This window comes from Nanhaiella sioensis, from assembly GCF_046557775.1.
GTDB lineage: Bacteria > Bacillota > Bacilli > Bacillales > SM2101 > Nanhaiella > Nanhaiella sioensis.
This window is the reverse complement of the sequence record NZ_JBKAEG010000001.1, coordinates 3,431,348-3,452,143: the sequence shown is the minus strand read 5'-3', so window position 1 is coordinate 3,452,143 and position 20,796 is coordinate 3,431,348. Positions and strand designations below refer to the sequence as shown.

Below are 20,796 nucleotides of genomic sequence, written 5' to 3'. Positions count from 1 at the left end.
AAAGAAATAGCTTAGTTCGTCAAGCTGAATAACAAATAACAAAAAATGAGTGCCAAAGATGACACTCACGACAAATTAATTCTTTAGTTCGAGTGGGATTTTCAAACATGTGGAATAATTCCCCATGATTTGCTCCATACCCACATTATTTAACCATTTTACTAGCGATCGGGATCTTTTGGATGTAAAATTGTAGGTCTCCTGTTTTTCAATGGAATCGGCGCACGAACTAATACATCTCTGAAAGCTCGATAAGAGAAAGGTAAAAATGGCCACAAATAAGGTGTGTGGAATGATTTCATACGTGCTAGCATCACTAGCCATATCGTAATACTAATAACAAAGCCTGCTAGACCAAAAGTGGCAGTAAATAATAAGATTGCAATTCTTATTAACCTATTTGCCATACTCATTTCATAGCTAGGTGTGGCGAAAGTTCCAACAGCTACAACAGCAAAATATAAAACAACTTCATTAATAAATATACCCACTTCAATTGCAACCTGACCAATTAAAATAGCTGCAACTAAGCCTAGCGCAGTTGCTAATGAAGATGGAGTATGTATAGATGCCATCCTTAACATATCCATACCTATTTCTATTAGCACAATCTGTAATAATAACGGAATTTCTCCTACATCCTTTGGAGCTAAATATTCCAGTCCTTCTGGTAATAATTCAGGATGGCTTGCAAATAAATACCACAATGGTAAAAGAAAGAGCGATGCCCAAATTGCTACAAAACGTACAAGACGCAAATACGCTCCTACAATTGGTTTATTTCGATATTCCTCTGCATGCTGTAAGTGATGCCAAAATGTTGTAGGCGTAATTATTACGCTAGGAGAACCATCGACAATAATAATGACATGTCCTTCATAAATATGAGCTGCTGCGGTGTCAGGCCTTTCCGTGTATCTAACTAAAGGATAAGGGTTCCAATGTCTACCCGAAATAAATTCCTCAATTGTTTTTTCTGCCATAGGTATACCATCTGTATCTATTTTATTTAATGACTGCTTTATATCTTCTACTAGTCCTGTGTCCGCGATATCCTCTAAATAACAAATACATATATCTGTTTTTGACCGTCTACCAACTTGCATATACTCCATACGTAATGTTCGGTCACGTATTCGTCTCCTTGTCAATGCAGTATTAAAGACTATTGTTTCAACGTAACCATCCCTTGCACCTCGAACAACACGTTCAATATCTGGTTCCTCTGGACCCCTTACAGGATATGTTCTCGCATCAATGATAATGACATGTTCAATACCATCAACGACTAATGCTGTAGGCCCTGCCAACACAGCATCTACTACAGTCTCTAAATTATCTGTCTTTTCAACCTCCACATAGGGAATATAAGTTTTTAGAAGCTTTTGCAATACTTCTTTTTCAAGTTGTTCTTCTGTTAACTCGGATAAGATTTTCATCAAATAATGGAGTATATCATCTTTAGCAAATCCATCAATTAAAAATAAGGCCATATCTCTTTTAGCATATTCAACGTCTAAATGAATAACATCAAAGCTCTTCTCAACACCCAATTCCTTGCGTAAAAATTGTATATTTTCAACTATGTTTTCTGAAACAGGTGTTACTTTAGTTCTCATATCCATCTCATCACCACCAAACAAACTTCTTCCACCATCATTGACTCTATTTCAAAAAAAAATACCTTTGAATGATCTATTAGTGGATATTTGTACAAGTTGATTCATACATATTTATAAAATACCTGTTAATGGTTATCTACAACTATTTATCAAATAGGTAGTTTTATAGTGTATAAAGATGTACTAAGAAAGTAGCAATTTTCGTATTATTTGTTGTTTTTCTTACTAAGTACCAAACATAAATACAGTTATCGTTTGTAGTATCCTTGCATCTTTCATCGATGACCATCTAATAAAATCTATTTCTGGATGTTCTAAGTTGGTAACAATTGCAACGATGTTTTCGCATAGAGTAAGTCCTAAAAAATGAGTTAGCTAGTTAGTAAACATCTTTCCTATGCTACGGAGGGTTAGTATGAAGAGACGATCGTTTTTTATCATTTTAGCTCTTTTTTCAATTTTCACAGCAATACTGTTCGTTTTTGTACAACATGACACTACACAAGAAAGCATCATTTACTTCCCTATAGATCCTGATGTAACGTTTACTCATACAGACAGCACACTTACGCTATTGGATAAACCAAAAAATAATAAATATATCATTGAATGGGATGTCACCTCAGTTTTAGATAGAGAAGCGTATTTAAGACAAGATATTTCTTTGCTGTATGCGAATGGGAGATTACTAGATACTCTCTCAGAGTGGGAGGATTACAGTGAGAAAATTGCCCAATACAAAAAAATCCAAGCGGATGAAAGCAGATACTTTGTGACAATCTCCTACCATCATGCTGAATTACATAATGATGATTTGAACATTAAAAGTAGCCAACAAATGAGTTTTGACGAGCTGTACGTAATTAATTCTTTATTTGCCCCCCTGCAATCATTTCGAATAGCGGAAAATAAGGAACAAAAGGAGTGGAAGTATGTTTTAGATCATGCTGTAAAACAGCAATTACAGTATAGTTGGAAGCGTTTAGTAGATCATTTTCAATTACCATTGAAAAATTATATACAAATTCCTCTTTCAGACATTGTACTATTTAATGACAAACCATTCATTAATAATAATGCTGAAAAGTCACAACAAATCCTGGGTAATTTATGGGAGGGGTTATACAAAAATTATTTCCTGGGCATTAAAAAAAAGGATGGTACCATTATAGAGCCAGTTGGTAGTACCATACCTCTTATTTTACTTAGTAAAGATTATACTCATCTGATTATTTTAATTGAAACAAGAGATGGTGAAGCTGTAAAACTTATTCAACAGATTCCTTCGAATTCATAAGTTGTGTATATAATTCTTTATAATCTTTATTATTTGGTTTTATATCTAATGCATCTTCCGACAACTCTAAAGCTTGTTCATAGTTACCTTCATGTGTATAAATCAATGCTAAATTAAAATAAGCCTCATCATATAACGGATCTATATCAATTACTGTTAGTAGGTTTTGTTTAGCTAAATCAAAGTTACCTTGTTTTATTTCTATATAAGATAATAAAAATAGTTGGTCTGCCTCATATTGATGGTCTTGTGATGTATTTCGCAATAAATCATAAGCCGCTTGGTAATCCTCCTTGTCTATATACTCTTGGGCAACTGACAGGGATACAGCAGGATCAAATTTAGGGTAAGAAAAACCTAAATAGGCAAACACAGAGACGAAAATCACAGTAGTTAATAAGAATATCGTCTGCTTCACTAAGTGCTTATGTTTAGGTAAATGGACAATACTTGCCGCCAAGAAACCACCTATAAGCCCTCCTATGTGTCCTGCATTATCAATTGATGGTACGCTAAACCCAAATAATAAATTGATGCCGATCACTATAAGTATATTCATACCCATTGTTCTAAAAAATAAGTTAGGATGTATAACTCCAAAAAATAACAAAGCACCAAAGCATCCAAAGATCGCCCCGGATGCTCCTGCTGATAGTGAGGAACTTAAGGCAAAGCTTAGCAAAGTTCCTGAAAAACCAGCAAACATATAAATGATAAAAAATCTCGTGCTACCAAATATTTTTTCAACTGCGGATCCTAAATAAAATAATGCTACGGTATTCATAAGCAAATGTAAGAAGCCAATATGTAAGAACATTGGAGTAAAAAATCTCCACCACTCACCTGCCAGAATTGATGGATTGTATTTTGCCCCAAACTTCATTAATACTTGAGAACTTTGACTCCCACCACTAAATTCCAATAAAAAAAACATTCCTAATTGAATCATAATAAAAATATATGTCCATCTTGGTTTCCCATACTGAAACAATTGTTGCTCTGTTTTGACCTTTTGTTGTGCAACTGTAAATACTTCTTTTTTTAGATTTTCTAACAACAATGGCTCTGTTAAAATCTTATCAGTGTCAACACGTGGATGAAATTGCAGTAAATGTGATATATCACTTAATCCCTGTTGAATATTCTCTGAATGAATAACAAATGAATGTACTTTCGTTTCACTATTCTTGCCAGCAACTAGGGGCTCTTTAGTTCGAAATTCCCAGTCATCAACAGGGGGGAAAGTTGATATGTACAAATTTACAACTTCTAAACCTCTTCTAATCGTTTTTCTACGTAAGCTATCGACTTTTTGTAGAACTACTTGCATGTCACGCTCGAGCCAATTACTCCAATCAAGGTCATGTCTCAATATTCTGATTACTCTCTTTTTCTTTCTTGTCGGCGGCTCCAGCCAAATTTCTTGGTGGTCATTTGAGACAGTTAGGATCCTATAATTTTCTTGAACTACTAATTGATTGATGATCCCCCAGTACAAAACGTCTTGCTTAGAATTCAATTGGTAATCTCCCCTCTGAATTGTTTGAATATTAGTCACTAAAGTAATCTTTCTAATAGGCTGTATTCGCATAGATTATTGTTAATCCCACACTAACAACAAAACTCGTATACAACTTGTTATGGTGCTATCTTATCTTCTCTAAAACGACATCCAAGGAATGATAGCAAACAAAGTTTACTTAAAGGTCCTTCTATAGTAGTTTCTATATATGAAGCAATTCGGAAAGTTCATCAATTTGGCTACAAGTTCCGTATATGCAATCAGCTGTAGAAGGCTGTTGATTTCTTGTATTAAAATAAATTGCATCCCAACCTGCTTGTTTAGCACCTAACACGTCTAGTTCCCATGAATCACCTATGTATAGTGCTTTTTTCACTTCCATATTCACAACGTTTTTCGCGTGATCAAAAATCTGCTGTTGTGGTTTTTCAACACCTACATCTTCTGAAACAATCACAAATTCCTTTGGGAATATTGTTTGCAAACCCATTTGTATAACCTTTCTATATTGTATATCCATTTTACCGTTTGTGATGACAACGAGTCGAAGTTGCTTTTGCACTAATTCTGATAAAATTCTCGTAATCCCATCTATTGGTACTGTATATTTACTAACTACCCGGTCAAATTCTTCTTGAAATTCGTCTGCCATGTTTTTTGTTACAAGTAGTCCAAGCTCATTAGCTGAATGAACGAAGCGCTTACGCCTGTATTCCTTTCTAGACATGCAATTATTTTCGTATAGAGGCCAATACATGTCACAATATTTTTTGAAAACAGGAAACCATATATCTGCTTCAATTTTGTTGTGAAGATGGTTTGTGTACATATATACTTCATAACAATGTATCATTGCTCTTTGAAACGTTCTTTCATAATGAACAATTGTATTATCCAAATCAAATCCAATTAAATCCCAATACATATGTACCCTCTTTTTTTGTCTTAGGATGTTCCCTCTTTGAGTGTCGCTTTTCGTATACAATAAGAAATTCCAAATACACAGGGCGGGTGTCATTTTTTAAAACCTGTTTTCGTATAGTTTGTTGTTTTACATATAAAAAAATAAACACGTGTACAACTAGATTTGCTGTTGTGTTGAACGTATTTTAAGAACGATAGCAACAAGGTTTACGAAAAGAACCTTTCTTACTAAGACGAATAATATTAAATATTCATCTAGCTGTTCTAATTAAGTAAAGGCTGTTGTTGAATTAATGGTAGCTTACTTTTCTAACGGTATTAATACCCCAAAAACCCCTTTTAGTTATTAGCTACATCAAATAGAAAGCTCTGTCTTTTTACCATTATATCTAGTAGTACATATATTAACAAATATAAGCCTTTCGAGTCTAACTAGACTCGAAAGGCTGTGTTAATAAATTGTTCTCTTATAAAAGGAATCTTCATTGTTAATCTGACAAACATTTTGCTAACAAAAGGAATCTGTAACAAAGCATCTGCTACCCTATAACGGTAGCGATACATACAAAACCCAAGTACGATGAGTATAATAAATCGAAAAAACCTTAGTTCCATATGTGCAACCTCCTTAGATATACCTTTTATCTTTTTAAGTCATTTTATCCATAGGATATCCAAAAGGTTATATGCTTAATTTAATCATGCACATTTAATTACAGAACAAGCCTTTATAAAGGGCAGTTTTCACATACCTTATTTCTTCTTTACTAATAAGGTTTACACACTTTAAAATACTAAATTTCTTGGCAGCCTTTCTACTATAAAACGATGACTGTTGTTTAAAGTGGACATCTTAATCCTCTAGGGCAGGAACATGAGCAACAAGGTTTACGGAAAGAGTCTTATTACAACAATTATCTAGGACCGACTATCTGCTCAATAATAGCTAATCTTCACAAAACTGAAAATAAAAAAAGGGGTCTCCCCCTTTTTATTGTACATATTTAATTTCCTAGCACTGGTCCCATAGTGTCCTTCAAGACTTTGACTGAATGTGAAAACTGTTCTTGTTCAGTTTTATCAAGTTTTAATTCTACGATTTCACGTATCCCTTGTCGATTAACGATTGCCGGAACTCCAATATAAACATCCTGCTCACCGTATTCCCCATTTAAGTAAGTAGATACAGTTAAAACAGAATTTTCATTTTGTAATATAGCTTTAGTAAGTCGAACTAAGCCCATTGCTATACCATAATAGGTCGCACCTTTGCGTTCAATAATTTGGTATGCGGCATCCCGGACATTAACGAATATTTCATCCAAATCTTCCTTACTAAATTCATTTTCATCATTTACTATATCTACAATAGATCTTCCACCGATATCTGCATGGCTCCACACTGGTAACTCTGTATCTCCATGCTCACCGATTATATAACCATGAACATTTCTTGCATCTACATTAAAATAATCACCAATTAAATATCTAAAACGTGCTGTATCTAAAATAGTCCCTGAACCAATAATACGTTCTTTTGGTAAACCAGAAAGTTTCCATGTTGCATACGTTAATATATCAACTGGGTTTGCAGCGACGATGAAAATTCCATCAAAACCACTAGCCATTACTTGATCAATAATTGTTTTATAAATTTTAACGTTCTTTCCTACAAGATCCAATCGAGTTTCACCTGGTCTTTGATTTGCACCAGCACATAAAACAACGATGTCAGCCTTTTGACAATCACTATAGTCACCAAACCATATTTTCGTAGGAGATGGCGCAAAAGCAACCCCATGGTTTAAATCCATTGCATCCCCTTCTGATTTTTCTTTATTTAAATCAATTAACACTAATTCTTCCGTTACCCCCTGATTAAGAAGAGCAAACGCATAGCTAGAACCTACTGCCCCAGTTCCTACTAGTACAACACGATTAACATTATTAGCCATAAATATATACCACCTTTCTTATATATCAAAAAATTTCTTTGAAAGCATTCTGCAAATAACTTCAACAGTTCTCAATCAACAAAATTTCTCAAAACAAAGTTGTTTCCTACACGAACGAAATATAAATATATCCGCAGATTTTAAACTATAATGATATTGATTATGGTGTTTACTTTGTTCCTACATTAATAAATATACACTAATTTCTAACGTTTGAAATACTATGTAAGCGTTATATATATTGCGATATTGTTACAATTTTATTCACTGATCAGAGAATGAAAATATTCATTATAACCTAGAGTAAAATGAGCCCACCCAATAAAGCCGAAATTGTGATAGCTAATAAATTAATCATGTCATTATTTAAAAAGTGGAAGCCTTTCAAATGATCGCAAGTTATACCACAATGTTCTGTTTTTTCAGTAACTAACGAGCACTTTGGGCATTGATATACAACTTGGACAGTTGCCCCGAGTAGTGTATCAATTAAGCTCCCAATAAATCCAAATAAACCAATGAATAGTATCAATAATATCGTCAATTCATTCCAAATCAAGGATGCAAGTATTGCAATAAAATAAGCACCACCTAACGAACTAACAGTACCTAATATTGTCATCGCTCCAGACGTTCCTGGGTCCACTCTCCTCATTGTGGTAATTAAGAAAGGCTTCTTCTTACTCAAAGTACCTAACTCTGAAGCCCACGTATCTGCGTTTGCCGCTGCAATAGATATTAGGAAAAGGTATAGCCAAATATTTACTGGGTCAAAATAATATAACAAACTAGCAAAGGCGGGCACACCCCCATTCGCCAAAACCTGTACCCAATCACGCTCATCACCTTTTGCCACTTTTTCTACTACGAATGCTTTTTTTTCCAGCTTGAACTTACTCCACAGACTTGAACTTACAAAAAAACTACCTAGTATAAATAGTCCTTTCCACCCAAACCCCAAAATAACAATTACCCCAATGATGATTGTTGCAATTGCACCAGATAAAGATAGCGATTTAAGTCTTTTACCGCTAAGAGCCGCTACAAATATGATTGCAAAATAAAATAAATAATTATCATTCATTACAAATAATTTCCTCTTCATTCGTTAGAATTCTTTGCACACGCTTGTCAAATGATTCAGTTGGTAAAGCCTGCACTATTTGAATAGCGAAGGCTAACGAAACTGTATTACCTATATAATTGACTAAATATCGATCATAATATCCCCCACCAAATCCCAGACGATCTCCAGTTTTTGTAAAACACAATCCTGGTACAATTAATAAATCTATATCATGAGATGCTGTCTCTTTTGTTTGTTCCTCTATAGGTTCCTGTAAGCCATAATAAACCATTTCCAGTTGATCAAAAGAGCTAATTTCCCTAAATGTCATCTTCTTCTTTTTCGGATGACATTTTGGTACTACTACTTTTTTATTATGCTTCCATGCTTTTTCTATAATTGGAATTGTATCAACTTCCGGCCTTTTAGATATAGTAATTCCAATTGTATTTGTATTTTTCCACAGACGATGTGAAAACAGGCGTTGAGCGATTAAATGAGACCAATCATGGTAGGTGTAGTCGTCTATTTTATGTAAAGACTTTTTCACTATATTACGCAGATGATACTTTTCTTCCATTATAATCACCTTCAGTATAAATTTCTTAGTACTTGCATTTCCATCATAAACGACAAATGAATGTAATTACATTGCAATTGCTGTATTGATAAAGAATAAAACGGATGGGGCCTATTCTTTAAGTGTAGCAAAAAATCAAATACTTCTAAATGATTTTGCAAAAGGTTGTTTTCAGATAGAAATAAACACGTCCACTACTAGACTAAGAATGCGTGGCCTATTCTAAGACGATGACAAACATATAAAATTCTTCTTGCGCTTCTAATTTTATAACATAGCAACAAAGCTTACGAAAAGTGCAAAAAAAGTATTAGTTTGCGATTATGAAATTAATTTAAGCGCTATACATCATTCGTAATTTCCATAAAGTAGATAAAAGTGTTATTAGGAAAATCATAAAAAGACACTAGAATTTCATATAGAATAATGGTATTATTGTATAGTCTGATTTAAAGCTTAATGTTTGGAGGGATATGAACATGCGTGTAAATATTACATTAGCTTGCACAGAATGTGGAGAGCGTAACTATATTTCTAAAAAAAATAAACGAAACAACCCAGATCGCCTTGAGCTTAAAAAATATTGCTCAAGAGATAAAAAATCAACTCTTCATCGTGAAACTAAGTAAGTAGTAGGAATACATTCCTACTGCTTTTTTTATTCTTACCTACTTAATTTGATTCACCTCATCAGGAAATATAGTAAGTCTCCTGTTAACTTTCTTCTACCAGCAAAATGTTTCATATTACTTTATGATGTATAATTCTTTTTTTTGACTTCTTTTGAAAAGGTTAATGCTTTTCATACTATCATATAAACACATATTTATTTAAGTTTCTTATCACCCTTTCTACTTGTGAAAACCAGGTGTCCAGATAAAAACTCATCTTACTATCATTAATACGAATATCAACAAACTTATCAAAAAGAGTCTTATCTTTTTTTACATTTTACAGCTAACTATTACAAAATTATGATATAACAGTATATAGAAATAGAATATTTTGGGGTGATTTGATGGATTATGCAATTGTTATTTTATTCTCTATTGCAATTATTTTACTTATTGTTTCATTTGTTAGTAAAGATAAAGTAGGTGACTTAGAAAAACAAATAGAACAATTATCCTTATCAGTTATGCAAGACAATTATCAAGTGAAAAAGAAACTAAAGATCTTGGAAGAAGAGCTTCTTGTCAACGAAAGTGTGTTACCCAATAACACTTTTCAACAACAAGAAAACAATACGCTACGAACAAAAGCAACGCATGACGCTAAACATGAACAAATTCAATCATTATTGAACCTTGGACAAACTGTTGACGAAATAGCTAAAGAGACTTCATTAACAATAGAAGAGGTTGGAATCATTGTTAATCACCTTAGCAGAATGAGAGGAAATCATGTTGAATAAACATAGTTTACGAGCATTTTCATCTGGTTTGATTACAGCTACTACTGTGTTAGGCTCCATTTACTTTATAACATCAGGCTCAGAACAAACTATCCTTGAAACGAGAAGAACAGCTGATCATGTTGTCCCAGACTCTGAAGAGCTTAAAGCTGAAATAAAGTTATTAAAGGATCAAGTAAAAGAACAAAGCTTGATCATACAAGAATATGAATCTAGCGAAAATGTTATTAGTGAAGATAATAATTCAACAAATCAACATGAACCTCAATCAGAACCTATCCGTATATACCATTTACAAGTTAACACTGGTATGACAAGCTCAGAAATTTCTTCAATACTAGAGGAAGCTAAAATTATATCAAACGGTAAGGAACTACAACAATACTTTATGGATCAAAAGCTTACCCGCCAAATTCAGGTTGGAAAGTTTGAGGTTAGCAGTAATATGACAATTGAAAATATTGTAAGTTTACTAACAGAAAAGACGATTACTGAATAATATGAACTTAACGTTAATAAACCAACCTGAATCATATATCAGGTTGGTTTATTTTTTCAGTCGTTTTTCGAAAAGTTCATCAAATCTTTTCTTATTCTTGCTCTATTTAATCATTTAACTCGTAACGTTTTCCTTTAACAATATAAAAGATATTTTCCGCAATATTCGTAGCATGATCTGCTATGCGTTCGATATAACGACAAACAAACGATAGCTGAGTTATTTGTGACATTTGTTCACTGTTAGTCTTCGTTAACTCGAGAAGCTCTCTAATATTCTCACCATATAACTGATCAACAAAGTCATCCATCTCTACAACTTTTTTCGCTAATAGTACATCTTCTGTTTCATAAGCTTGTATTGCAAGATTTAACATTTGTATAGCATGCTCCTGCATCTTTACGATCTTATCCAAGGATTTTATGTGCCTCTTTTCACCAATTCTAATCGTAGCTTTTGCTATATTAACTGCAAAATCAGCAATTCGTTCTACATCTGTAGATACTTTTATTGCTACTATAATTCTTCGTAAATCAATAGCTACAGGTTGTTGCTTTGTAATTAATAAAATAGCAAAATCATTTATTTCTTCGTCTAAGAGATCTATTGGTGTATCGTCATCAATGACCGTTAATGCCTGATCAATATTTTGAGTAGTGAGTGCTTCTATTGACTCGTTTAATGCTTGATCTGTAAGTTGACCTAGCTCTACTAATTTATCCTTTAGTACTTGTAAATCAAGTTCAAATGCTCCTCTTACAACCATGCTTTTCTCTCCAATCATATATGGATTACCTTATATTACGGTTAAAAGTCCTGGGAAAATCTTTATTTATACAAAACTGACTAATTCAAAGTTGCAATCGGCTTCCTTCATCATGAAATACGATTTCAGCGTATACTAATAGCTTCAAAAAAGTAAATTCTCCACCAGTGGTTCTTCTCTGTCATTTTTTGACCTATTTATCCAACGCTCTTTACCCGAAGCGACCAGTTATATAATCTTCAGTTCGTTTATCATTAGGAGTTGAAAATAGTTTATCAGTATTTGAAAACTCAATTACCTCACCGCTTAAGAAAAATGCGGTTTTCTCTGAAATACGAGCTGCCTGCTGCATATTATGTGTAACAATGATAATACTGTACTGTTGCTTTAACTCCTGTATAAGCTCTTCTACTTTTAAAGTAGAGATTGGATCTAATGCTGAAGTCGGTTCGTCCATTAAAATTACATCTGGTTCAATTGCTAAGCACCTTGCAATACAAAGACGTTGCTGCTGCCCGCCTGATAAACCATATGCATTTTCATGAAGGCGGTCTTTTACCTCATCCCAAATTGCCGCTCCTCTTAGACTTTTCTCTACAATTTCATCCAGCACCTTTTTATTTTTAATCCCATGTATCTTTGGACCATATACGATATTTTCGTAAATTGATTTTGGAAACGGATTTGGTTTTTGGAAAACCATCCCTACTTGTGTACGAAGCTCCTCGACCCGATAAGACTTGTCAAAAATATTCTTACCTCTGTATGAAATTTGTCCTGATGTCTTCACAATAGGAATAAGCTCAACCATTCTGTTCAGTGTTTTAATAAATGTCGACTTTCCACACCCAGATGGCCCAATGATTGCTGTTACTTCATTTTCTGCTATATCTAGGTCAATATTTTTTAATGCATGATCTTCTCCATACCATAAATTAAGATTCGACGTTTGGTAGACAATTTCCTTGTTAGCAGATGCCTTCGAACCCGCATCTATTACACTTTTACTATCTTGTTGTTTTACCGTTGTAATGTTCATTGAAAACCCTCCATCATCATTTTATTGTTCTCTATTTTTTAGGCTGCTTTCACTTTTCATAGCTAGAACTAATAACGTTTAAAATTATACCTACGTGGATAAATCCTCGTTTTTACTGTTGTAATTTAGTTAAGAGGACACCATAATTTTTCAAAAAATTGCCCTTTTTAATAACGTTTTTCAAATCTATTTCTAATAAATACAGCTATTGAATTCATAACAATTAAGACAACCAACAACACAATAATTCCGGCTGCAGCTACATGTTGAAAATCTTCTTGTGGCCTTCCAGTCCAGTTGTATATTTGTAATGGCATGGCAGTAAATGAGTCTAATAAATTATCTGGTAAGAACATAACAAAGGTTGGAATTCCAACAACTACTAATGGAGCAGTTTCTCCAATTGCACGAGAAAGCGCTAAAATACTACCTGTTAACATACCTGGGATGGCAGCAGGTAAAACTACTCTACGAATTGTTTGCCATTTCGTTGCCCCCATACCATAAGATGCTTCTCTTAATTCATTCGGCACAGCTTTTATCGCTTCTTGTGATGCAACAACGATAACTGGCAATATTAATAAGCTCATCGTCAACCCCGCAGCCAATACACTTGTGCCTAAATGTAAAGCTCTAACAAATACTGTTAATCCTAATAAACCAAAAACGATTGATGGTACTCCCGCTAAATTTGAAATATTTGTTTGAATAAAATCATTAAAACGATTTTTCTTCGCGTATTCCTCTAGATAAATTGCGGTTCCTATACCAATAATCATTGAAACAGGAGCAACGACAGCCATTAGCCAAATCGAGCCAATTAACGCTGCTTTAATTCCTGCCCGTTCTGCTCTTGGAGCAGCATTATTTTGTAAAAAGTCTAAATCTAACCAGCTTAATCCTTGAGTCAATACCCGATACAATAACATTGCTAACACAACTAATCCAAACATTGTTGCAGCATAAAAAAGAATTTTATACAAATTATTTTTCAGTAGTCTTCTTGACATTAAGCGTTGAACACGATCTTTATCAATTAACTTCATGTTAATATTCCTCCCTGAAGCGGCGTGAAATATAACGAGCAATCAAATTCATTATTAAAGTAAATACGAATAGGGTCATCCCTACTGCATAAACACTGTAATAAATCGTTGTTCCATAGCCCGCATCACCTAAACTCACTTGTACGATGTAAGCAGTCATCGTTTGTATCGATTGCGTAACGTCTAATGAAAATGTAGGTGTTGCACCACCTGCAACAGTTACAATCATCGTTTCACCAATCGCCCTAGAAATAGCTAAGACAAATGATGCAATGATACCAGATAAAGCTGCAGGAAGAACAACTTTGATTGCCACTTCAAACTTCGTTGCACCTAAAGCTAATGCTCCCTCACGAATTTTATTAGGAACCGAGCTCATCGCATCTTCAGATAATGAGGCAACCATTGGAATAATCATTATTCCAACAACGATACCTGGACTCAAGGCGTTAAAAATTGATAAACCAGGAATAATCTTTTGAAGTATAGGTGTTACAAACGTTAATGCAAAAAAACCATAAACAATTGTCGGGATCCCAGCTAGCACTTCAAGAATCGGTTTTATAATCTTTCTAGTCTTTTCTGAAGCATATTCACTCAAAAATATAGCTGAAGCAACACCGATCGGTATTGCCACAATCATTGCAATGACTGTAATTAGCAATGTACCTGAAATCAATGCACCTATACCATATGATGGATTACTAGATGAGAATGGTTTCCAAGCTGTTGACGTAAAAAAATCTACAATTGATACTCTATTAAAGAAAGTTATCGTCTCAAATATAAGGGTAAAGATAATCCCTACCGTAGTTAATACAGAGATAAGTGCAGTAATAAATAATATTTTTGGTACTAACTTTTCAGCCATGTTTGAAATGCCCTTTTTCTGTTTGTTTTCTTGGATCATCTCTTTGACTGAATATCTATCTATATTTGGTCTTTCGATAGCCACTAATGAAAACCCCTTTCCACCCATAACAGAGTGAGAAGCATCACCCACCGCTTCTCACTACATGTTCTTTCTTTATTTTTTGTGTTCTTCAATTTTTGCCAATTGCTCATCATATTGTTCTTGAGGTAAACGTACGTAACCAACTTCTTCAGCTGCTGTAGCTGCATTTTCTAATGTGTAATGAACAAAATCATATACTTGTGCTTCACCTAAAGATTCAACATTTACATATGTGAATAATGGACGTGATAAAGGTGTATATTCACCTGTTTCAATTGTGTCCCCATTAGGTTCAACCCCGTTAATTTTTACAGCAGTTAATTTATCTTGATTTTCTAGGTAATAAGCATATCCGAAGAACCCAATAGCATAATCATCACCAGAAACACCTGTGACAAGCGTGTTATCATCTTCTGATAACGTAATGTTATCTTCTTCAATTTGTTTTTCCTCTAAAATGACTTCATCAAAGTAATCATATGTTCCTGAATCTGTGCCTGGAGCATAAAATTCTATTTCTTCTGCTGGCCAATCAGGATTTATGTCAGACCATTTTTTTGTTTCAAGAGAATCGTTTTCTAACCAAATCTTTCGTAAATCTTCAACAGTTAAATCTTTTGCAAAGTCATTAGTTTTGTTTACTACAATTGTTAAGCCATCAAATGCAAGCTCTAATTCAATATATTTAATATTATTTTCTTTAGCTATATCCGCTTCTTCTTGCTTAATCGGACGTGAAGCATTGCTTAAATCCGTTTCCCCTACGACGAATTTTTTAAAGCCTCCTCCTGAACCAGATAATCCAACTGGAACCTCTACTTCTGGTTGCACACTATAATATTCGTATGCTACTGCTTCCATAATAGGAAATACAGTAGAAGAGCCGTCTATGATGACCGATCCTTGAAGTTTATCCCCAGCTTCAGATTGAGTGTTATCATCTGATGCTTCATCGGAGCCACAAGCTGCTGAAAAAGCCATCGTTGCTCCTAACATTGTTGATAATGCTAAAACTTTAAAGTTCTTCATCTTCATTATTCCCCCTAGGAAAAATTCGTTTGTTTTGTCTTACCGTTATTAGAATAACGCTTGACTATTAATGTGGTTTTAACCATTTGTTAAACTATTGTAAAGATCGAATATTATGCTGAGCTTTGTTGAATAATAATCTTCTTTTCGTAAAAATTATTGCTAATGATAGTAAGTTAGACAAGCTAGATGTATTTTTCTCGGATTGTCGTAGTTTTATAGAAGAATAGCTGTATGAATATAGGTGTTTTTCCTTCGGAGAGCAGCAAGTCGAGTGACTAGGCAGGATTTTAAGGATCAGTTTAATTTGTATTAACATAGCAACTGACCTTTTTTGTAAACGATGTGGTATTAATTTGAATATATATATAGAAGAAAAGCAGTCATAAATGATGATAGATACCTCTCATTGTGAAACCACAAAAAAAAGCACTCAAGGTTGAAGTGCTTTTTTTATAAAATGTAAACCTTTATTCATTTTCATTTTCAATTTCATTTTCAGCTTCAGTTGTTGTATCAATTACTTCCGACTCTGTATTAGTAGCTTCTTCCGTAGATTGCTGTGTTGTACCACTTGCCCTTTGTTGTTTGAGATCAAAATATGTGTCCAAGATCCTTTTACCAATATCTTTGTTTATTTGACTTTTACCTGTTGTATCAGCGTTTGGAACAACAACAGCAAATGAGACCTCAGGATTATCGAATGGAGCATATCCAATTAATGTTAAGTTATAAGCAAGTGTTTCTCCGTCTGGATATACCTCAGCTGTTCCTGTTTTTCCAGCAGGTTTGTAAGTACTCGCTCCGAAATGACCGAAGGCTGTTCCTCCAGTTTCCTGCATAACTTGACGAAACCCTTCTTGCACTTGTTCAATATATTCTGTCTTCATGTCAATCTTATTTAACACCAAAGGTTCAAATTCTTTTAATACAGGTCCCAACCCTTCTTGGTCGGGAGATGGCTCATGAATATCCTTCACAACTTGAGGCTTAATTCTATAACCACCATTGGCTATCGTTGACACATATTGTGTTAGCTGTAGAGGCGTATATGTATCATATTGTCCAATGGCCATGTCTAGCAGTAAACCTGAAGTTGTGTCTTGTCCCACATAACCAGTTCCTTCTCCTGGCAAATCAATTCCTGTTTTTATTCCTAATCCGAATTGGTTAAAATAGTAGCGAAATAAATCAAACGCTTCTGGATTTGAAGGTATAGGTTGGTTTCTTTGATATTCTCCACCTAATAATGAAATTGCAATTTTAAACATATATACGTTTGATGACCTTTTAAGAGCATAAAGATCATTAATCCGGCCCATTACCTCCCATGATTTTTTTGGGGGAGAACCTTTAATATATAATACCTCGTCTAATTTGCTCTCACCAGGATTAACAACACCTGTTTCATACCCAGTTAACAAAGTTGCGCCTTTCACTGTTGATCCCATTTCAAAAGCTTCTTGAAACGTCCCGATAGCATAATCCCAAAGCTCTACTTCACCTTGTTCATTTGTCGTATATTGCTTTCCTGCTAACGATAGCACTTCTCCAGTTGATGGATTCATCATAACAACAAAAGCACGGTCTAAAAATGCAGATCCTGGCTTGCTTTTGGCATTTAATAATTCTTCTTCAATAATTTTTTCAACAGCAATTTGCAAATCCATATCAATAGAAAGAACAAGATCTTTACCGTTTTCACCTTCAGTAATTACTTCCTGATCAAGTGGATTGCCTGCCTTGTCTGTAATATTTTTTACCTTCTCTTTTTGTCCATGTAACACTTCTTCGTATTGCTTCTCAATATAGCTTTTACCTACACGGTCATTACGACTATATTCTTTGGCGACATAATAGTCTTCTACTTCAGAAGGTAATCCTTCCTTTGAAGATGTAATATTTCCCAATACTGTTCGAAAGGTATCACCGTATGGGTATTCACGTAACCAATCTGTGGTCGTATCCACACCAGGCAATTGAGCTAAATGTTCACTTACAACTGCATACTCTTCTTCAGTAACTTCATCATTTTCATTTTCACTTCTACTTTTGACGATTTGTGGTGTGAGTGCATATCCACTGAATTCTCTATATATTGCTAAGACTTCTAACTCTTGTCCAGTTATTGTGGCAAGTTCCTCTTCAGTGATTCTATCAAGCTGAAGCTTATATATATCTTTTGCTTCAAGTTCACCGTCATCTTCTTTATTTAATTCTTCTTTTGTTATTTTTTCTAAAGCTTCTTCAGGGTGTGTTAACAGCCAAAAGTCTTTTTTATCACGTTCAGTTACACTTTCAGTATCCTTATCAATAAATATTGCAAGATCTCTCGCAACCTCGAGACGCTCTTCCGCTGTTGTACCTTGAAAACCTGTATATGTAATCGCGTTTAACGGTATATTATCCACAATGACATTACCGTTCCTATCATATATTTTTCCTCTTGGAACGGATGCACTAACAGTCACCTCTTCCTTTTTTTCAATTTCACGTTTGTAATCTTCCCCGTAAACGATCTGAGTAAGACCAAGCTTTAAAATCAGGGTAGAAAATAGTAAAAAAACGATAAAAAATAGCACATTCAACCGAAATGGGAGATGATTCCTTTTCTTTTTACTTTTTTTCTGTTTCTTTTTCATTCATTCACCTACTACATTAATTATTTCATTAATATTTATTTTATATAATAGCAGCTGAATTTTCCATTGTTAAAATATGAAAAAGGCAATTCAACTATACAGATGAACCACCTTCTCGATTTCCAACTTGTTGAGTACATTCGTCAGCTTGTTTATTTGATTCTACATTTTTTTCATCTACAAACTCGATATTTCTTATAAAAAGATAAATGAACGCATGGCCAGTACCTATGACGGCTAACAAGATAGGAATACTTACTTGTTCATCAAAAAAAGATACTGCAATTAAAAATAATAAAATTGAGACAATCCTTCCACCATTTAAAAACAACTCACGTACAACTATATATTCAATTCTCATTTGTGCTGCATTCCACCCCTTGCCAATAACATCATAAGTTAATGAAATGTATGGAACTAAAAGCATCGGATAAGCAATTGCGATGGCGATAGCATACATGATGAGCTTTGTATAAGTGACATGAAATAATATTAAAAAAATGGACATATATAGCAACAAGCCACCTATTAAGATTGCCTTTTTTCGATATTTTTGTTTTATTAATCGCGTTGCTAAATAATATGCAACAAATGAAATTGCTGAATTTACTAATCCAAATGTCCCTAGAGCTAATTCACTATTCGTTGTAATAAATACTAAGACAGAAACAACAAAGACAAAGGTTCCTTCTCGTACACCTTGAAAAAAGTGCGCATTAGTAATATTTGCCCAATTCTTGTTATGCCTTCGTTCTTGGATGATCCTCTTTAATACAAAGTCACCTTCTGCTGCTCTTGGTTGTAAAAACAAGCTAAATATTACAGCTCCGATAAATAATGCAAGAGATATTGAAAAAATAACAGTGTATCCTGTGAATTTTTCCATCCTAGATATAATAAAACCTGCAGCTATGGGACCGATCATCCCTCCAAATGAAGTAACAATTCCTAAAAAGCCATTAAAAAAATCACGTGTTTCTGGTTCAGTTATTTCGAAGGTAAGAACATTATAAGCCAACCAATAAAACCCGTAACCAATTCCAAGCAGTCCCCCAAGAACGATTAAATACCGAGATGCTTGATCACCAAAAAAAAGAACGGCTATAAAAAATATTGCAAGAAATGTTACACCTAGCCTTAGTACGAGAACGCGATCGATCTTCTTTGCCCATCTTCCCGCTACTATAAATGTTAATGGTTGCATAATAACAATTGATAAGTTGTAAATCCCTAAATCTTTAAATTGACCTGACTGCTTCCATAAATACACATTTACGAATGTATTTGATAAAGCAATACTTAATGCATACAGCCCTCCAATTATTAATAATAATAGTAAATCCTTATTAACATCCACATCACCAATTAACTTGCGTAAAGCCGACATTGAAAAACTCCCCTTCTTTATCTACAAAGTAGTTTTCCAATTAGGCGATTTAGTTATGTATATAGAAATAGGCTTTTTAAATGTATGACATGTATGAAGCAGGAAAAAATTGTTGCCGTATTAATCATAAACACGAACACAACTATTAATATTTTGACAAATAAACGTAACATCAATTGGATTTATTAAACAACATTAGCAATGGCTTTATCCGTAAACTGTTGCTTATATATATTAATTATTAAATGTGTATGAGAAGAAAAAATGCCCCAAACGTTAGTTATATTCGTGTTTAACTTTTATTGAAAGACAATAATTTATGCCGAAAAACAACCTAAGTAAAAGTTTATAACAAAAAAACAACAGAGGTTATACCCTCTGTTGTTTTTTTGTTTCCTATTTACTTCGCAGCTGAATAAAGCTTAGCTACTTCATCCCAATTTACAACATTCCAAAAAGCTGAAATGTAATCAGGGCGACGGTTTTGATAGTTTAAGTAATATGCATGCTCCCATACATCTAATCCAAGAATTGGCGTTTTTCCATCCATAAGTGGAGTATCTTGGTTTGGTGTGCTCGTCACTTCTAGCTCACCGTTGTTAACAACTAACCATGCCCAGCCTGAACCAAATCGAGTAGCGCCAGCTTTTGCAAACGCTTCTTTGAAGCTATCAAAGCTTCCGAACTTATTGTTTATCTCATCTGCAAGCTCACCAGTAGGTGCGCCCCCACCATTTGGAGATAAAATCGTCCAGAATAAGCTATGGTTCGCATGACCACCACCATTGTTACGTACTGCAGTACGAGCAGCTTCAGGAACAGCGTCCAAGTTACTCATTACATCTTCAATGCTTTTGCTTAGAAGTTCTTCATTTCCTTCTAATGCAGCATTAAGATTTGTTACATATGCATTGTGATGTTTTGTGTGATGAATTGTCATCGTTTCTTTGTCAATGTGAGGTGCTAATGCATCATATTCATAAGGTAATTTTGGTAATTCAAATGCCATAATAATTCCTCCTCAAATTATGTAATGAACTGTGTTCAATCATA

At 34.1% G+C, this 20,796-nt stretch carries 19 protein-coding genes; 4 read left to right on the top strand and 15 right to left on the bottom strand.

Features of this window, described 5'->3' with window-relative positions; translation table 11 throughout:
* Positions 1–161 precede the first annotated feature (161 nt).
* Positions 162–1,619 (bottom strand): spore germination protein, encoded by a 1,458-nt coding sequence (locus tag V1503_RS15980; RefSeq protein WP_410629453.1) that lies wholly within the window; start codon positions 1,617–1,619, stop codon positions 162–164.
* Between the two features lie 418 nt (positions 1,620–2,037).
* On the opposite strand from V1503_RS15980, the gene V1503_RS15975 reads away from it, so the two are divergent.
* Positions 2,038–2,919, top strand: a complete 882-nt coding sequence (locus V1503_RS15975) for a hypothetical protein (protein WP_214480257.1) — start codon at positions 2,038–2,040, stop codon at positions 2,917–2,919.
* Here the strand turns inward: V1503_RS15975 and V1503_RS15970 are convergent.
* The 6 genes from V1503_RS15970 to V1503_RS15945 form a co-directional block, all read right to left on the bottom strand.
* Positions 2,891–4,438 carry a rhomboid family intramembrane serine protease gene (locus V1503_RS15970; protein ID WP_410628160.1) on the bottom strand — a complete coding sequence of 516 codons (1,548 nt, stop codon included), beginning with the start codon at positions 4,436–4,438 and terminating at the stop codon, positions 2,891–2,893. The genes V1503_RS15975 and V1503_RS15970 overlap by 29 nt on opposite strands.
* Before the next feature lie 205 nt (positions 4,439–4,643).
* A complete protein-coding gene (locus V1503_RS15965) occupies positions 4,644–5,366 on the bottom strand; it encodes an HAD family hydrolase (RefSeq protein ID WP_410628157.1) in 723 nt (240 codons plus the stop codon).
* 431 nt (positions 5,367–5,797) lie between these two features.
* A complete protein-coding gene (gene yqgO / locus V1503_RS15960; RefSeq protein ID WP_214480260.1) occupies positions 5,798–5,980 on the bottom strand; it encodes a protein YqgO in 183 nt (60 codons plus the stop codon).
* 389 nt (positions 5,981–6,369) lie between these two features.
* Positions 6,370–7,320 carry an L-lactate dehydrogenase gene (locus V1503_RS15955; RefSeq protein ID WP_214480261.1) on the bottom strand — a complete coding sequence of 317 codons (951 nt, stop codon included), beginning with the start codon at positions 7,318–7,320 and terminating at the stop codon, positions 6,370–6,372.
* Positions 7,321–7,618: 298 nt separating this feature from the next.
* A complete protein-coding gene (locus V1503_RS15950) occupies positions 7,619–8,404 on the bottom strand; it encodes a DUF92 domain-containing protein (protein WP_214480262.1) in 786 nt (261 codons plus the stop codon).
* Complete coding sequence (locus V1503_RS15945; RefSeq protein ID WP_410628154.1) at positions 8,397–8,966, bottom strand: 5-formyltetrahydrofolate cyclo-ligase; 570 nt, start codon at positions 8,964–8,966, stop codon at positions 8,397–8,399. Before V1503_RS15945 ends, V1503_RS15950 begins: the two co-directional genes overlap by 8 nt.
* Positions 8,967–9,445: 479 nt before the next feature.
* On the opposite strand from V1503_RS15945, the gene rpmG reads away from it, so the two are divergent.
* The 3 genes from rpmG to V1503_RS15930 all read left to right on the top strand — a co-directional run bounded on the left by rpmG (position 9,446) and on the right by V1503_RS15930 (position 10,879).
* Positions 9,446–9,595 (top strand): 50S ribosomal protein L33, encoded by a 150-nt coding sequence (gene rpmG / locus V1503_RS15940; RefSeq protein WP_214480264.1) that lies wholly within the window; start codon positions 9,446–9,448, stop codon positions 9,593–9,595.
* A 389-nt stretch (positions 9,596–9,984) separates the two neighbouring features.
* Positions 9,985–10,380, top strand: coding sequence for a hypothetical protein (locus V1503_RS15935; protein ID WP_214480265.1), 396 nt, complete (start codon positions 9,985–9,987; stop codon positions 10,378–10,380).
* Positions 10,373–10,879 (top strand): hypothetical protein, encoded by a 507-nt coding sequence (locus V1503_RS15930; protein WP_410628152.1) that lies wholly within the window; start codon positions 10,373–10,375, stop codon positions 10,877–10,879. The genes V1503_RS15935 and V1503_RS15930 overlap by 8 nt, the downstream gene beginning before the upstream one ends.
* A gap of 106 nt (positions 10,880–10,985) precedes the next feature.
* Here V1503_RS15930 and phoU read toward each other — a convergent pair whose 3' ends face one another.
* From phoU to sodA, 8 genes are all read right to left on the bottom strand, one after another.
* Complete coding sequence (gene phoU / locus V1503_RS15925; protein WP_214480267.1) at positions 10,986–11,645, bottom strand: phosphate signaling complex protein PhoU; 660 nt, start codon at positions 11,643–11,645, stop codon at positions 10,986–10,988.
* Between the two features lie 211 nt (positions 11,646–11,856).
* Positions 11,857–12,684, bottom strand: a complete 828-nt coding sequence (gene pstB, locus V1503_RS15920; RefSeq protein WP_214480268.1) for a phosphate ABC transporter ATP-binding protein PstB — start codon at positions 12,682–12,684, stop codon at positions 11,857–11,859.
* Positions 12,685–12,851: 167 nt separating this feature from the next.
* Positions 12,852–13,694, bottom strand: a complete 843-nt coding sequence (gene pstA, locus V1503_RS15915) for a phosphate ABC transporter permease PstA (RefSeq protein WP_410629452.1) — start codon at positions 13,692–13,694, stop codon at positions 12,852–12,854.
* Between the two features lie 37 nt (positions 13,695–13,731).
* Positions 13,732–14,640: a phosphate ABC transporter permease subunit PstC gene (pstC, locus tag V1503_RS15910; RefSeq protein WP_410629451.1), complete on the bottom strand. Its 909-nt coding sequence runs from the start codon at positions 14,638–14,640 to the stop codon at positions 13,732–13,734.
* Positions 14,641–14,757: 117 nt separating this feature from the next.
* Positions 14,758–15,714, bottom strand: coding sequence for a PstS family phosphate ABC transporter substrate-binding protein (locus tag V1503_RS15905; RefSeq protein ID WP_410628140.1), 957 nt, complete (start codon positions 15,712–15,714; stop codon positions 14,758–14,760).
* Between the two features lie 470 nt (positions 15,715–16,184).
* Entirely contained in the window at positions 16,185–18,356 is a 2,172-nt protein-coding gene (locus V1503_RS15900; RefSeq protein ID WP_410628138.1) for a peptidoglycan D,D-transpeptidase FtsI family protein, read from the bottom strand.
* Between the two features lie 94 nt (positions 18,357–18,450).
* Positions 18,451–19,743 (bottom strand): MFS transporter, encoded by a 1,293-nt coding sequence (locus V1503_RS15895; RefSeq protein ID WP_410628136.1) that lies wholly within the window; start codon positions 19,741–19,743, stop codon positions 18,451–18,453.
* A gap of 400 nt (positions 19,744–20,143) precedes the next feature.
* The gene (sodA, locus tag V1503_RS15890; protein ID WP_214480273.1) at positions 20,144–20,752 is read right to left on the bottom strand and encodes a superoxide dismutase SodA; all 609 of its coding nucleotides are present in this window, start codon (positions 20,750–20,752) and stop codon (positions 20,144–20,146) included.
* Positions 20,753–20,796: the final 44 nt, after the last annotated feature.